General features: G+C 69.7%; 16 protein-coding genes and 1 pseudogene. 6 read left to right on the forward strand and 11 right to left on the reverse strand.

Features of this window, described 5'->3' with window-relative positions; all coding sequences use genetic code 11:
* Positions 1 to 72 precede the first annotated feature (72 nt).
* Positions 73 to 1,296: an NAD(P)-dependent malic enzyme gene (locus tag ACWD6R_RS10730; protein WP_451818373.1), complete on the reverse strand. Its 1,224-nt coding sequence runs from the start codon at positions 1,294 to 1,296 to the stop codon at positions 73 to 75.
* Between the two features lie 547 nt (positions 1,297 to 1,843).
* Here ACWD6R_RS10730 and ACWD6R_RS10735 point away from each other — a divergent pair.
* Genes ACWD6R_RS10735 through ACWD6R_RS10745 form a run of 3 tightly spaced genes read left to right on the forward strand, consistent with a single transcriptional unit; the run spans position 1,844 to position 4,531 of the window.
* Positions 1,844 to 2,800, forward strand: coding sequence for an ABC transporter substrate-binding protein (locus tag ACWD6R_RS10735; protein WP_451818374.1), 957 nt, complete (start codon positions 1,844 to 1,846; stop codon positions 2,798 to 2,800).
* Between the two features lie 28 nt (positions 2,801 to 2,828).
* Entirely contained in the window at positions 2,829 to 3,767 is a 939-nt protein-coding gene (locus ACWD6R_RS10740) for an amino acid ABC transporter permease (protein WP_451818375.1), read from the forward strand.
* An 11-nt stretch (positions 3,768 to 3,778) separates the two neighbouring features.
* Positions 3,779 to 4,531 (forward strand): amino acid ABC transporter ATP-binding protein, encoded by a 753-nt coding sequence (locus tag ACWD6R_RS10745; RefSeq protein WP_451818441.1) that lies wholly within the window; start codon positions 3,779 to 3,781, stop codon positions 4,529 to 4,531.
* A gap of 94 nt (positions 4,532 to 4,625) precedes the next feature.
* Here ACWD6R_RS10745 and ACWD6R_RS10750 read toward each other — a convergent pair whose 3' ends face one another.
* From ACWD6R_RS10750 to ACWD6R_RS10760, 3 genes are all read right to left on the reverse strand, one after another.
* Positions 4,626 to 5,393, reverse strand: a complete 768-nt coding sequence (locus ACWD6R_RS10750) for a hypothetical protein (protein ID WP_451818376.1) — start codon at positions 5,391 to 5,393, stop codon at positions 4,626 to 4,628.
* A complete protein-coding gene (locus tag ACWD6R_RS10755; protein WP_451818377.1) occupies positions 5,390 to 5,878 on the reverse strand; it encodes a SigE family RNA polymerase sigma factor in 489 nt (162 codons plus the stop codon). Before ACWD6R_RS10755 ends, ACWD6R_RS10750 begins: the two co-directional genes overlap by 4 nt.
* A 145-nt stretch (positions 5,879 to 6,023) precedes the next feature.
* Positions 6,024 to 6,785 (reverse strand): class I SAM-dependent methyltransferase, encoded by a 762-nt coding sequence (locus ACWD6R_RS10760; protein ID WP_451818378.1) that lies wholly within the window; start codon positions 6,783 to 6,785, stop codon positions 6,024 to 6,026.
* Between the two features lie 95 nt (positions 6,786 to 6,880).
* On the opposite strand from ACWD6R_RS10760, the gene ACWD6R_RS10765 reads away from it, so the two are divergent.
* Positions 6,881 to 7,510, forward strand: a complete 630-nt coding sequence (locus tag ACWD6R_RS10765) for a CGNR zinc finger domain-containing protein (protein ID WP_451818379.1) — start codon at positions 6,881 to 6,883, stop codon at positions 7,508 to 7,510.
* On the opposite strand, the gene sodX is transcribed toward ACWD6R_RS10765, so the two are convergent.
* Positions 7,414 to 7,860, reverse strand: coding sequence for a nickel-type superoxide dismutase maturation protease (gene sodX / locus ACWD6R_RS10770; RefSeq protein ID WP_451818380.1), 447 nt, complete (start codon positions 7,858 to 7,860; stop codon positions 7,414 to 7,416). The two genes, ACWD6R_RS10765 and sodX, sit on opposite strands and share 97 nt — an antisense overlap.
* Positions 7,861 to 8,026: 166 nt before the next feature.
* Here sodX and sodN point away from each other — a divergent pair, with 166 nt between their 5' ends.
* Complete coding sequence (sodN, locus tag ACWD6R_RS10775) at positions 8,027 to 8,422, forward strand: superoxide dismutase, Ni (protein WP_266981604.1); 396 nt, start codon at positions 8,027 to 8,029, stop codon at positions 8,420 to 8,422.
* 10 nt (positions 8,423 to 8,432) lie between these two features.
* Here the strand turns inward: sodN and ACWD6R_RS10780 are convergent.
* The 4 genes and pseudogenes from ACWD6R_RS10780 to ACWD6R_RS10795 all read right to left on the reverse strand — a co-directional run.
* Positions 8,433 to 8,753: pseudogene (locus tag ACWD6R_RS10780) on the reverse strand (tyrosine-type recombinase/integrase); the annotation flags it as partial.
* A 41-nt stretch (positions 8,754 to 8,794) separates the two neighbouring features.
* Positions 8,795 to 9,247: a hypothetical protein gene (locus ACWD6R_RS10785; protein ID WP_451818381.1), complete on the reverse strand. Its 453-nt coding sequence runs from the start codon at positions 9,245 to 9,247 to the stop codon at positions 8,795 to 8,797.
* Positions 9,248 to 9,391: 144 nt separating this feature from the next.
* On the reverse strand, positions 9,392 to 9,736 hold the full coding sequence (locus ACWD6R_RS10790) for a hypothetical protein (RefSeq protein ID WP_451818382.1): 345 nt from the start codon (positions 9,734 to 9,736) through the stop codon (positions 9,392 to 9,394).
* A gap of 131 nt (positions 9,737 to 9,867) precedes the next feature.
* The gene (locus tag ACWD6R_RS10795; RefSeq protein WP_451818383.1) at positions 9,868 to 11,343 is read right to left on the reverse strand and encodes an MFS transporter; all 1,476 of its coding nucleotides are present in this window, start codon (positions 11,341 to 11,343) and stop codon (positions 9,868 to 9,870) included.
* 100 nt (positions 11,344 to 11,443) lie between these two features.
* Here ACWD6R_RS10795 and ACWD6R_RS10800 point away from each other — a divergent pair, with 100 nt between their 5' ends.
* On the forward strand, positions 11,444 to 12,055 hold the full coding sequence (locus ACWD6R_RS10800; RefSeq protein ID WP_358859758.1) for a TetR/AcrR family transcriptional regulator: 612 nt from the start codon (positions 11,444 to 11,446) through the stop codon (positions 12,053 to 12,055).
* A gap of 241 nt (positions 12,056 to 12,296) precedes the next feature.
* On the opposite strand, the gene ACWD6R_RS10805 is transcribed toward ACWD6R_RS10800, so the two are convergent.
* Positions 12,297 to 13,208 (reverse strand): NAD(P)H-binding protein, encoded by a 912-nt coding sequence (locus ACWD6R_RS10805; RefSeq protein ID WP_451818384.1) that lies wholly within the window; start codon positions 13,206 to 13,208, stop codon positions 12,297 to 12,299.
* Complete coding sequence (locus tag ACWD6R_RS10810) at positions 13,205 to 13,567, reverse strand: DUF952 domain-containing protein (protein WP_345510397.1); 363 nt, start codon at positions 13,565 to 13,567, stop codon at positions 13,205 to 13,207. Before ACWD6R_RS10810 ends, ACWD6R_RS10805 begins: the two co-directional genes overlap by 4 nt.
* Between the last annotated feature and the right edge of the window lie 17 nt (positions 13,568 to 13,584).

Raw genomic sequence — 13,584 nt, forward strand, 5'->3', positions numbered from 1 at the left:
CCCCGGTTCGGGAAGGGGCGGGGCGAAGGTCCGCCGCAGGCGTCCCGCACCCCACCCCGCCCCGAGCTCACCTCAGCGGCGCGCCACACCCTCCGCGCGCGCGGCCGCGGCAACCGCGGCCGTCACGGCGGGAGCAACCCGCTCGTCGAACGGCGAGGGAATCACGTAGTCCGCCGCCAGCTCGTCCCCCACCACATCCGCCAGCGCATTCGCCGCGGCGATCTTCATGCCCTCGGTGATGCGGGACGCCCGCACCTGCAGCGCACCGGCGAAGATGCCGGGGAAGGCCAGCACGTTGTTGATCTGGTTCGGGTAGTCCGACCGGCCCGTCGCCACGACCGCCGCGTACTTGTGCGCGATGTCGGGGTGGACCTCCGGGTCCGGGTTGGCCATGGCGAAGACGAACGCTCCGGGCGCCATCGACGCGACCGCCGTCTCCGGCACCGTACCGCCGGAGACGCCGATGAAGACGTCCGCGCCGATCAGTGCGGTCTCGAGAGGACCGGAGATGCCGGCCCTGTTGGTGATCTCCGCGAGCTCACGCTTGACGTCCGTCAGGTCCTCGCGGTCCCGGCTGACGATCCCCTTGCGGTCGGCCACGGCGACGTCACCGAGCCCCGCCTCCAGGAGGAACTTGGCGATGGCCACCCCTGCCGCGCCCGCGCCGGAGATGACGCCGCGCAGGTCACCGAGGGTCCGCCCGGACAGCTTCGCGGCGTTGCGCAGCGCGGCCAGGGTGACCACGGCCGTGCCGTGCTGGTCGTCGTGGAAGACCGGAATGTCGAGCCGCTCCTGCAGTTTGCGCTCGATCTCGAAGCAGCGGGGCGCCGAGATGTCCTCCAGATTCACCCCTCCGAAGGAGGGTGCGAGCCGGACGACCGTCTCCACGATCTCGTCCGCATCGGTCGTCGCGAGCGCGATCGGCACCGCGTCGACCCCGCCGAACTGCTTGAAGAGGATCGCCTTGCCCTCCATCACCGGCAAGGACGCCTCCGGGCCGATGTCTCCCAGCCCGAGCACCGCGGTGCCGTCCGTCACGACGGCGACGACCTGCGACTTCCAGGTGTAGTCGTGGACCAGTTCGGGATTCTCCGCGATGGCGCTGCACACTTTGGCAACGCCCGGCGTGTATGCGAGGGACAGGTCGTCCTTGTCACGCAGCGGGACGGTGGCCTGCACGGCCATCTTCCCGCCACGGTGGAGCGCGAAGGCCGCGTCGAACGGCTCATCAGTGGCGCTGCCGGTACTGCTGTCAGTCGTGCTGTCGCTGCGAGGATTGACAATCTCCGCTGCCATGGTGTTGACCCCTTAAGTCTTCTTTGTCTGAGGGTGGCCACTCCTGGTTGAGGAGGGGTGGGCGGGCACCGCGTACGTTCCCTGCGCTGGGCGGTTGGCCCGCTCCGACAGGGGGAGGTACGTACGCGCGGGCGCGCCGCACACGCGCCCTGAGCCCCGGATGAGGGGTGTAAAGGTCTTTCTTACCTGACAGACCGCATCCCGGACGAGTCCATACCGGCGCGGTGACGTGCCTCACCTCGGCGCGGTGACGTGCCTCATAGTCGAATATCTGGACAAGTCGGCTAATCAATCAAATATGCGTCCACCAGTCGAGACGCACCGAACATTCTCCGGCCGGAAGAAGAAAACCCCACAGAAGGTCCGGCCTTGATGTACCGGCCCGTTGAGGTTCGGGGATCGCCCGTTACCCGATTTTGACATGACTGGCCCCCTGATTGGCCTATTCCGAATGGCAAGATGCCGTAACCGCACGAGGCGGCGACATCCGACGATGTGTGCCATACCGCCTGGCAACTCCACCCTCACCTGCCGGAGGAACCCGATCATGACCGCACGCACCACCCGTCGTACGACCGCAACGTCCCGGATTGCAGCGGTCTGCGCCATCGCGGTCGCCGGCACCATGCTGCTGACCGCCTGTGGCGACCAGACCAACTCGGACAGCACGAAGCCGGGCACCGGCACCAAGAGCGCCGGTCCCCTCTTCGACAAGCTGCCTGCGGACATCCAGAAGGCCGGCGTCATCAAGGTCGGCACGGACGCCGTGTACGCCCCGATGGAGTTCAAGCAGGGCGACAAGATCGTCGGTATTGACCCCGACGTCGCCGCGGCCCTCGGCAAGCAGCTCGGCGTGAAGATCGAGTTCACCTCGGGCACCTTCGACACCCTGCTCGGCGCGCTGCCCACCGGCCGCTACAACGCCGTCATGTCCGCCATGAGCGACACCAAGGCCCGCCAGGAGGGTCTGGACGACAAGGGCAAGAAGACCGGCACCGGTGTCGACTTCGTCGACTACTTCACCGCCAGCACTGGCATCCTGGTGAAGAAGGGCAACCCGGAGGGCATCAAGTCGGTCGACGACCTCTGTGGCAAGAAGCTCGCCGTCCAGCGCGGCACGACGTACGAGCAGGCCGCCAAGGACCTGTCGGCCAAGTGCGCCACGGACGGCAAGGCGAAGATCTCCATCGAGGCCTTCTCCACCGACGCCGAGGCCCAGATCCGCGTCAAGTCCGGCGGCGCCGTCGCCGACCTGAACGACTCCCCGGTCGCCGCCTACATCGCCAAGACCGCGGGAGGCGGCAACGACTTCGAGGCCGTCGCCAACAAGTCGGACGCCGGACCGTTCGGTATCGCGGTGGACAAGAAGAACACGCAGCTTCGCGACGCCCTCAAGACCGCCCTGGACGCGATCATCGCCGACGGGACCTACAAGGCCGCCCTCGACAAGTGGGGCGCTGCCGACGGTGCCGTCACCGCACCTGCCGTCAACGGCGGCAAGTGAACCGCGCACCGACCGAAGGGCAGTCGTGGTGAACGACAAGATCGACAAGGTTCGGTCCGGGGCGGCCCCCACCCCGGACCGGATCCCCCCTGCGGCCATCAAGGCCATCCCGGTCCGGCATTACGGGCGCTGGATCAGCGCACTGGTCGTGGTCGCCGTCCTCGCGGGCCTCGGGTACGCCTTCTCGCAGGGCAATGTGCGCTGGGCGACGGTGCCGGAGAAGCTGTTCGACTCCAGCATCCTCACCGGTCTGTGGCACACCATCCTGATCAGCGTGGCCTCCATGGTCCTGGGCCTGGTGCTCGGCGTGGTCTTCGCCGTGATGCGCCTGTCCAAGAACCCAGTGACCGGATGGGTGGCCTGGCTGTACATCTGGTTCTTCCGCGGCACGCCGGTCTATGTGCAACTGCTGATTTGGTTCAACCTCGCCCTGATCTTCCCGGTCTTCGACATCGGGTTCTACCGGGACGAGATGACCGATGTCATGACCCCCTTCCTGGCCGCCCTGCTGGGGCTAGGCCTCAACGAGGGTGCGTACATGGCGGAGATCGTCCGGGCCGGCATCCAGTCCGTCGACGAGGGCCAGACCGAGGCGTCCCACGCACTGGGTATGACGCAGTCGAAGACCATGCGGCGGGTGGTACTTCCTCAGGCGATGCGGGTGATCATCCCGCCCACGGGCAACGAGTTCATCAACATGCTCAAGACCTCGTCGCTGGTCGTCGCGGTCCAGTACCAGGATCTGCTGCGCAGCGCTCAGGACATCGCCTCCACCTCGTTCGCGGTGATGGAGATGCTCTTCGTCGCTTCGACCTGGTACCTGGCCCTGACCAGCGTGTTCAGCGTCGGCCAGTACTACCTGGAGCGCCGTTACGCCCGCGGGACGCTGCGCACCCTGCCGCCCACCCCGCTGCAGCGTCTGCGGGCCAACCTGAACATGTTCGGCCGTTCGGAGGTGGCCAAGTGACGACGCACGCCATGGTGAAGGCCGAGGGCGTCCACAAGTCCTTCGGCGCCGCACACATTCTCAAGGGCATCGACCTGGAGGTCGCCCCGCGGGAGGTCTTCTGCCTGATCGGCCCGTCCGGTTCCGGCAAGTCGACGTTCCTGCGGTGCATCAACCACCTGGAGCAGATCAACGCCGGCCGGCTCTCTGTCGACGGCGATCTGGTGGGCTACCGCCAGAAGGGCGACAAGCTCTACGAGCTCAAGGACACCGAGGTCGCCCTGAAGCGCCGGGACATCGGCATGGTCTTCCAGCGGTTCAACCTCTTCCCGCACATGACGGCCATCGAGAACGTCATGGAGGCCCCGGTACAGGTCAAGGGCGAGGCGAAGGCCGTCGCCCGGGCCCGCGCGGAGCGGTTGCTGGACCGGGTCGGCCTGGCCGACAAGGCGAAGAACTACCCGTCGCAGCTCTCCGGCGGTCAGCAGCAGCGGGTGGCGATCGCCCGCGCCCTGGCCATGGAGCCGAAGCTGATGCTCTTCGACGAGCCGACGTCGGCGCTCGACCCGGAGCTGGTGGGCGACGTCCTGGACGTCATGCGCGGGCTCGCGGAGGACGGCATGACGATGATCGTCGTGACCCACGAGATGGGCTTCGCCCGGGAGGTCGGCGATGCGCTGGTCTTCATGGACGACGGGGTGGTGGTCGAGTCGGGCCACCCGCGCGACGTACTGACGAACCCGCAGCACGACCGGACGAAGTCGTTCCTGTCGAAGGTGCTGTAGCGGTACGGGCAGAGCACGAGGGCGGTACGGACTCCGGTCCGTACCGCCCTCTCCCGTATCCTCGTATCCCCGTATCCCCGTATCCCCCGCCGGGCTACTTCTTCGGCAGCAGCTCCGGGCTCAGCATCAGCGTGCGCAGCTGGGCACGCGTGAGCGGGGTGTTCTTGAGCAGCGGCCCCTGCGAGGTGTCGCTCTGGAAGCCGGTGCTGTCCCGTACGGCCAGCAGCCCGCCGTCCTTCAGCGTGAGCCGGCCGACGAGCTCGAGGCCCCACTGCGGGGTACCGGTGTAGTCCATCGAGTCGCTCCACATGGTCAGCACCCGGCCGTCCGGCAGTTCCTCACGCACACAGTCGGCCGGGCGCGGCTCGCCGTTGGTCGGCTTGCAGAAGTTCACGGCGGGATCGATCCCGTCGAACTTCTGTTGGACCTGCTTGCCGTTCATGGCGCGGATGACGAGGTAGCCGACGCCCCCGTCCCTCCGGACGGCGTACTGCCCGTCCAGCGGCCCTACCGGATGCTCCTTGGCCTGCTGCGGGGTCGCCTGCTTGATGATCACGGCGAGCGAGACCTGCTCGACCGAGCCCACCCCCTTGGGCAGCAGCTCGACGAGCGCCTTCGCCCGGCCGCTGTTGCCGGCCGGTTCGGCGGGCGCCGCCACCGAGGACTGCTCCTTCTTCGGCTGCGCCGTCAGCCCCGGGACCGCGACCGCTCCGGCCGTGACCACGGCGAACGCGGCCGCCGCGATCGTCGCCCGTCGCCGCCACCGCACCCGGGCGGCCTTCGCGTACACCCCTTCGGTGCTGATGACCGGCTGCCCCGCGTGCCCGGCGGCCCGCCCCAGCAGCTCCCTGACGTCGCTCATACGTATTCCTCCGCCATCTCGGCGCGCAGCGCCGCCAACCCCCGAGCCGCGTGGCTCTTGACCGTGTTCTCCCGCATCCCGAGCATGTCGGCCGTGGCCTCGACGCTCAGGTCCTCCCAGTAGCGCAGCACCAGGACGGTTCGCTGCTTGGCCGTGAGCCGGGCGAGGGCCGCCCGTACCGCAAGGCCGGTGTCCGTGTCGGTCGACCGGTCCGCGCGGTCGGGCAGTTCGCCGTACGCCTGCTCGCGCCGCCAGAACCGGCGGCGGGCGGCGATGAAGGTGTTGACCAGCGTCCTGCGCGCGTACGCCTCGATGTTGTCCAGCCGCCCGTGCCGCCGCCCGCCGAGCACGACCTTCACGAGGGTCGACTGGACCAGGTCCTCGGCTTCGTGCCGATCGCCGCAGAGCAGATAGGCGCTGCGGAACAGTGCCGTACGTCTGCCCTCGACGAAGGCGTGCAGCGCGGCATCGTCATCGCTCCGCATCGTCGGCGCCCCCTCCCGGGTCCGCGGGTGCGGACCGTCTCACCCTTCCAGTGCGCCAGGGTGCGCGGCGGGTTGCAGCAGAGGCGGAAAAGTTCGGGGCGGTACGGACCGGAGTCCGTACCGCCCCATGTGACGCATGGTGCCGCTACTTCACGGCGAGCACCAGGGCGTCCGACGGGGAGGCCCAGACGGCCCGTGCCTCGCCGAAACCCGCGGCGCGCAGGGTGTCCGCGTGCCACCGCACGGACGGCATGTCGCCGTCGGCGTGCTCGCCGTAGATCTCGTACCGCTCGGCGGTCGGTCCGGCGAGGACCGGGTCCTTGGCCGCGAGGGCCCACCAGTCCGCCCAGTCGAGGGCTCCCGCGGCCTTGGCCCGGTCCATCCCGGCGTGACGGTGGGCGCGTTCGGCCGCGTTGATACGGGGGGTGTCGGTGTCGATCATGTGATCGGCGTTCATGAACACCCCGCCGTCCCTGACGAGTCCGCCGAGCTGCCCGTAGAGCGTGGCGAGCGGTTCGCTGTGCAGCCAGTGCAGGGCGGTGGCGGTGAGGATAGCGTCGTAGGTGTCGTACGGCAGCCGGTCGACCCAGGCGCGGTCCTTGAGGTCGGCCGAGACGAAGGTGACGCGCTCGTCGCCGGCGAAGGAGCCGCGCGCGATGGCGAGCAGCGCCGGGTCGAGGTCGACGCCGGTACTGGTGGCTTCCGGGAACCGCTTGAGGAGCCGGTCCGTAATACTTCCCGTACCGCACGCGAGGTCGAGCACCCTCGGCCGCGGCCCGACGAAGGCCTCGACCATGTCCAGCATCACCCGGAACCGTTCCTCGCGGTCGGGCATGTACCACTCCTGCTGCCGGTCCCAGCTCTGCTGCCAGGCCTGCCAGTCAGTGCCCGTCGATGTCTCCGTCACCCGAACCCCTCCACTACGTAATACCCTCGAAGCAGAAACGACCGTTACATCGGTCCCCGTACCCAGACCTTAGACCGACCCCGTAAGGACTACAAGTGGAACTGGCCTATTACTCGGACTACGCGGTGCGCCTGGTCAACACCGAGGAGCCGGCCCGCAACAAGGACGTCCTCACCTCCGTCGAGGCGGTCCGTGATCTGTTCGGCGTCAACAGACAGGCGGCAAGGCGCGCCACCGATGCGGACGTGACCCGCTTCCGGTCGGTACGGGCACGGCTGCGCGCCGTTTTCGAGGCGGCCGACATCGGCGACGAGACGCTCGCCGTCGACCTGTTGAACTCGCTGCTGCTGGAGTTCCCGGTCAGCCCGCAGATCTCCGGCCACGACATCCGTGACGCGGACGGAAAACCGGACTGGCACATGCACCTGGCCGACCACCCCTCGAACGCGACGGCCGGCTACGCCGCCATCGCAGCGATGGGTCTCGCCTTCCACCTCACGTCGTACGGGGTGGACCGGCTCGGGCTCTGCGAGGCCGCGCCCTGCCGCAACGCGTACCTCGACACCTCGACCAACCGGTCCCGCCGCTACTGCTCGGACCGCTGCGCGACCCGCGCCAATGTGGCCGCCTACCGGGCCCGCAAGCGCCTGGAGACGGAGCGCGCCGCCGACACCGGCCGCAGCGCGGAGACCGCCCAGGCCAGCACCGCGCGGACCGAACGCTGATCCTTCCTCAGCGGCCGGTAGCGGGCCCGGACCCGGGCCAGCACCAGCTCTTCGGGGACCGTTCCGTAGTCCGTGCTGTCCCCGCCCGCGAACGTGTTGTCGGCCAGCACCCACCAGCCGCCCGCGCGGCGCTCGGTGGCCCGCTTGACGACCAACAGGTCCTGTTGGAAGGGGTGGCGCAGGACGACCACGTCACCGGGGCGCACCGGCGCCCCGTACTGCACGAGCAGCCAGTCCCCGTGATGGAGCGTCGGCACCATCGACGGCCCCGTCACCTCCACCACCTGGAACGGCACCCGGCCCGCCCTGCCCCGCACGGGCTCCTGCGCCAACTCCGGTACCTCCGGCATCTCCGGCACCTCCCCGGTCCGTTCCGTACACCGTTCCGTACATGCGCCCGCTGGCCCCATACTCACCCTGGACTTTTGGCCTAAGCCCATGGGGGCACCCACGAAAACACGTCTCTCACGGAGTAATGTCCCACCTGAGAAGACGATCACGAGGAAGGACAGCTCAATGCTTTCCCGCCTGTTTGCCCCCAAGGTGAAGGTCAGCGCCCACTGCGACCTGCCCTGCGGCGTGTACGACCCGGCCCAGGCCCGCATCGAGGCGGAGTCCGTCAAGGCCGTCCAGGAGAAGTACCAGGCCAACGAGGACCCGCACTTCCGGGCCCGCGCGGTGGTCATCAAGGAGCAGCGCGCCGAGCTCGCTAAGCACCACATCTCGGTGCTGTGGAGCGACTACTTCAAGCCCCCGCACTTCGAGAAGTACCCGGAGCTGCACCAGCTGGTCAACGACGCCCTCAAGGCGCTGTCGGCCGCGAAGGCCTCCACGGACCCGGCGACGGGCCAGAAGGCGCTGGACTACATCGCCGAGATCGACAAGATCTTCTGGGAGACCAAGAAGGCTTGATCTCCGGCCAGGCCGCCTGACCTGCGGTTTCGCTGGTCACGTCGCCTACCTGTCCGCACCCGGTCCGCAGGCCGCCGAGGACGGCGTCCATCACGGACCGGGTGCGGTCTTCTTCGCCCGGCCACAGATGCGCGTAGATCCGCAGCGTGATGACAGCGGACGCGTGGCCGAGGACCATCTGGACCTGCTTGACGCTCGCCCCGCCTGCGATGAGCGCGGAGGCGTAGAAGTGCCGCAGGTCGTGGGTCACCATGTGCGGCAGCTCGACGGGTTTGCGGCCCTCACGCTCGGCCGCCCTGTTCTCCGCCGCCTGGAGCACCTTGCGGGCGCAGGTGGCCCGCAGCCGGCGCGGTGAACAGTTCACCGCTCACGCTACGGAAGCAGGCCGATCCGCTCCCGATAGGCACGCGCGAGCGGCAGCGATGCCGTGTAGAGACGGTCGATGGCCGCTGCGTCGATGCCGCCCCGGGCGGTAACCGCACGGACATCGGCGACATCGTCGACCTGGCGCTGGATCTCCAGTTCGCGGAGGTCCGCCGGATCGTCGCCGTCCCTCACCACGGGGATCATCTCTTCCAGGGCGTCCGCGAAGGAATGCATCGCATCCAGGGCGTCCGCGACCGTTTCGGCGCTGGAATCCGGATCGTCCCACGCTTCGAGGACGTAACCTGCGATGTCCAGGACGTCCATTCCCCAGGCACCCGGGCCGTCCGGTTCCTCGATGTGCTCGCCATCGGGCTGGACGAGCTCGTTGTACACCTCCAGAACTTCCGCGAGTTCGTCCGCGGCCGGCTCTCCCGAGGCCAGAGCCTTGGAGACGGCCACGGTCCTCTCGAAGAATGCCTCCGAACCGGGAAAAGCTCGGAGAATCCGCCCTCCATCGGGAACAGCGAGACCCTGTGCAGAGCGAGCGACGCGATGACCGCCCGCCCCGCGGGGCTGACCTCGGCCAGCCCCGCGGACGTTACTTCAACTTCGGACATCTTCCCTGTCCCTGCCAAGCGAACGACCGGGCGCCGGTGAGGGCACTCCCGCTCGCGCTTCCAAACTCCCGGGGCCGGTGAGCGACTCGGCCAGAGCGAAGGCGGTGCTGTCCATGAGCAGCGCGGCCAGCGCCGGAGCCTGTGCGGCCTCCGGGAAGTAGTTGTGAGGTTCGCGCACTTCAGGACCCGGCGGTTCGCCGTCGATCAGCTCGTCGATGACCTGTGACGCCGTGGCCACCAGGTCCGGCGGCACCGCCCGTGGCACCACGAGAAAGCCGCGCTCGGCGAACTCAGCCAACTGCCCCTGGTCCAGCAGATCCTGATCCGGCATGGGGCCAGCCTAGAGCGGTCGGGAAGCCCCTCGCGAGCCGATTCCTCGGCCTCCGCGGCGCCGTGGAAGGACAGGGAGCTGCCGGGCGGACGGCCCGGCAGCTCCCCGGTTCGGCGGGACCTCCCGGGTGGTCACCGGCCGGCGGCTCCCCCGCGCCGCCGGGTTCCCAGGAACGCGGCGGCCAGCAGCGAACCCATCAGGACCAGTGCGGAGTTGACCAGGATCGCGACGGTGACTCCGGACAGGACGCCGACGGGTCCGGTGTCGCCGAGCGAGGCCATCCGGGCGGCGGCGACGGCACTCATGACCGGGATGCCCATGGTGATGCCGACCTGCTGGGTCATCGTGGCGAGGCCGGTGGCCAGGCCCTGTTCGGTGTCGGGGAGGCCGGAGGTGGCGGTGACCATGAAGCCGACGATCATCAGCATGTTGCCGATGCCGCCGATGAAGGTGGCGGCGAGGAGGAGCCAGATCCAGGCGCCGGACGTGCCCAGGGCGACCAGGGTGAGCGTGGCGGCGGCCTGGACGATGCCGCCGGTGACGATGGTGGTCCGGGTCCCGTGGCGGCCGACGGCGCGGCCACCGAGGGTGCCGCCGATGACGGTGCCCAGGCCCAGGACCCCGAAGGCGAGTCCGGTGGCGAGGGGCGAGTAGCCGAGAACTTCCTGCAGGTAGAGGGTGAGGAGAAAGACGAGGGAGGTCTCGGTGACGAAGGCGATCAGCCCTGCGGCGTTGCCCCAGATGACGCTGCGTCGCTTCAGGATCCGTACGGGCACCAGGGGGGTCGCGGCCCGCTTCTCGACGAACCAGAAGGCGATGAGAAGAGCGACGCCCGCGAGGAACGCGGCCAGGGTGGTGGGGGTGGTCCAGCCGGTCTCACCGGCCTGGGTGAGTCCGTAGACGAGGGCGAGGAGTCCGCCGGTGACGGTCACGGCGCCGGGGATGTCGAGCCTGGGCCGCTCGGTGGGGCGCGAGTCGGTGATGACGGACGGAGCGAGAACGAGGACGAGCAGGGCGACGGGGGCGTTGATGAAGAATGCCCAGCGCCAGGAGAGCAGGTCGGTGAGGAGTCCGCCGAGGATGGCCCCTGCGGTGAACCCGGCCGACATCAGGGCGCCGTTGAGACCGAGGGCGCGTTCCCGCAGCGGCCCCTCCTTGAAGGCCGTCGTCAGCAGGGCAAGTCCGGCCGGAGTGACGGCCGCGGTGGCCAGACCCTGCAGCACGCGCGCGGAGAGCAGGACTTCGGGCGAGGTGGCGAGTCCGCCGAGGAGGGAGGAGGCGCCGAGGACGGCCATCCCGCCGAGGAACAGCCGCTTGCGCCCGACGATGTCTGCCACACGCCCGAAGAGGAGGGTGAAGCCGGCGGCGGCGAGCGCGAAGGCGGTCGCGATCCACTGGAGGTTGGCGAGGGAGAAGCCGAGCCCCTTGCCGACGACCGGCAGTGCGACGTTCAGGATCGAGAAGTCCACGGCGATCATGAACTGGGCGCCGAGAAGAAGGGTGAGGACGAGCTTCTGCCGCCCGGTCATGCGGATCCCGGGCTGCGCGGCGGCGGCGGTGGCGCCGGCTTCGACCGTCGGTGACGGGGTTGTGCTGGGTGCGGACATGAGTGTCTTCCTCAGGAGGAGTTTTAACGGTTCCATAGTTCCGTTAAGGTGGGGGTCGCCGTAGCAGGGGAAGCCTGTCTAATGGAACTGGAGACCCGTTATGACTTCTGAGGGTGTGGAGCCAGGCACCGTCCGGCCCGGTGGGCGTACCGCCCGGGTCCGGGAATCCGTCCTGCGGGCGGCGGGCGACGCCCTGGTCGAGCACGGCTTCGACGGCCTCGACCTCGCCGATGTCGCCCGCCGTGCGGGGGTCGGCAAGACCACCGTCTACCGCCGCTGGTCCACCCCCACCGGTCTCATCGCCGATCTGCTCGACGACATGGCCGAGCAGTCCTCTCCCCGTACGGACACGGGTTCACTGATCGAGGACCTCAGGGCCAATGCGCTGCTCGTGGTGAAGACCCTGACCGACCCACGCCAGGGCCCGCTCTTCACGTCGGTGATCGCCGCGGCGACGTGCGACCCGCGCACGGCCGAGTCCCTGCACCGCTTCTACGCGATCCGCGTCGAGGAGTGGGCGGGCTGCGTCACCGCGGCCCTGGAACGCGGCGAGCTGCCCGCGGGCACGGACCCCGACGAGGTGATCCGCGCGGTCTCGGCCCCGCTCTACTACCGGCTGCTGGCCAGCGGCGCTCCCCTCGACGCGGCGGCCGCCGACCTCGCCGCCGAGGCCGCGGCAGCTGCGGCGCGGGCGGGCGTGTACGTGAGGTGACGCGGTGCGCGCCGGGCGGGGGTGCCCAGTGTCCGCGGGAACCGCGGCCCAGCCATCGGCGCGGTGTCCGCCACAACTGTGGCGCAGCCGTCGCGCACTCCCCGTACGGAGAAGCGGCGGGCGACCTCGGGGAGCGGGGCGGGCTCCCACGGGCCCCAGGAGATTTCTGTGCGCATGTGCCGTCGTTCCGTCCCGTCGGACCGGTCCGGCCGGCCGGCGTCCCGGCCGGTCCGCCGGGAGTTCAGTCGGTCCGGAGCAGGTGCCGATAGCTGTCCGGATGCTCCCGGAGGTACGTGGCCAGGTTCTGCGCCGGACGGCCGGTCAGACGCGGTACGGCGTCCGAGACGGTGGCCATCTCGCCGGTCGCGATCGCCTCGTACGACGTCACCCAGCCGGCGACCTCCCAGTCCGCCGCGCCGTACTGCGCCCGTGACGCGTATGCCTCCTCCCGGGTCTCCGGGTGGTAGGTGATGGTCCGTCCGGTGGCCCGGCTCAGTTCCTCGGCAGCTTCGGCGAGGGTGAATGCCTCCGGTCCGGTGAGGTCGTACGTCGCCCCGTCGTGGCGGGTGTCCGCGCTCTCGGTGCCGGCCAGCAGGACGGCCGTCGCCGCGTCCGCGATGTCCTCGTGCGCCACCGCCGCGACCCGGCCGTCACCGCCCGGGCCGCGCAGCACTCCGTCGGACCCGGTCATCGCCGGGATCCCGGCGAGGTACCAGCTGTCGCGGAGGAAGGTGCAGCGCACCTCGGAGACACGGATGTGCGCCTCGGTGTGCCAGTGGTCGCGGCCGAAGGTGAACGTGGCGTCGGGTGCGGCGCCGAGGAAGGACACGTACACGATGCGTTCGACACCGGCGGCGACCGCCGCGTCCACGGCGGTGGTGTGTTCGCGTACCCGGTCGGGGCTCTCGTGCGCGGAGACGAGGAACAGGGTGTGCGTCCCGGCGAGCGCCCGGCGCATGGCCGCCCCGTCGCCGTAGGAGGCGGGTGGAGCGGCGACCGCGCCGGGCAGGTTCGGCAGCCGGGACGGGTCACGGCCCAGCAGCCGCACGGGGACGCCGGCGCGCACGAGCCGCTGGGCGACGCGGCCGCCGACTGCGCCGCTCGCTCCGGTGACCGCGATGATCGGGGCGCCGGTGGGAGGTGTGGTGTTCATGCGGGGCTGCCTTCCTTGCGCGGCCAGGGACGTACCTCCACGACCGCGTCCACCGGGACGGGGCCATAGATGTGCGGAAACTCCTCGCCGCCGGGCGCAAACGACTCGTACCGCACGGGCACGGAGAGCCGCGCGGGGTCGATGACGAGCACCACCAGGTCGGCCGGGGTCTCGGCATCGGCCGGGGCCCCGGCGCCGTACAGCATCTCGGCCACGCCGGGGAGCTGGTGGGGCAGCGAGCAGTGGATGAAGCCCTCTTCGTGCAGGGTGCGGCCGCGGGTGGACATCTCGTACGTCCCGATCCCGCGGGCCGCCTCCCACAGAGGGCCTTCGGTGAGGTGCAGCAGGAGTTCGGCCATGGGGCCAAACTAAGGGT

It is taken from the genome of Streptomyces sp. NPDC005151 (assembly GCF_053599875.1).